The following is a 526-nucleotide window of genomic DNA, read 5'->3' as shown; positions in this document are numbered from 1 at the left end:
ATAACGATCCACGTTTTGTCTCTTATCAGCAATTTTTTTATGTAAGCCGATAACTCGAAGGTTATGCATATAGGCGTTAAAATCCCAACTGGGGTGATCGCGATTAAACTCAGGAGTGGTATCAGGGGATTTTATCTCGGGCAAAGCCGATTCCAATGCCTTTATTACTGGCTCGGTTAAACAAAGTTTCAAGCAATCGACTATTGCTCCTCGATTACCATAGGCATCATTAAAGTAAATGGTTAAAATGTAATCGGCGATTGCTTGCGGTGCTTCGCTTGAAAAGCTAAATGCCTTGTCTAATACCTCAAATACATCATGGTAAAAGCTCACCAGACAGCCATTGGAGTCATCTATTCGCTCGAAAAGCTTTTCATCGATTTCAATAAACCGTTTGCCGAGTTTGATAGCTAGATCGGGCGCTTGTTTTGCGAGGTAGTTATCAATTTTAGATAAAATTGAGTCCAAATGGGCAGTAAATGCGTTTGCCTCATAATAAGAAATAAAACGTTTCCCATTTTTAATG

At 39.4% G+C, this 526-nt stretch carries 1 protein-coding gene; it reads right to left on the bottom strand.

Translation table 11 applies throughout. The features are described 5' to 3' along the window. The coding region (locus ACQY7T_RS09285; protein ID WP_428412895.1) for a DUF6880 family protein at positions 1–526 on the bottom strand (526 nt) is incomplete at both ends.

It is taken from the genome of Legionella sp., from assembly GCF_965140895.1.
In the GTDB taxonomy this organism is placed as follows: Bacteria; Pseudomonadota; Gammaproteobacteria; order Legionellales; family Legionellaceae; genus Legionella.
This window is presented reverse-complemented; position numbering and strand designations above follow the sequence as displayed.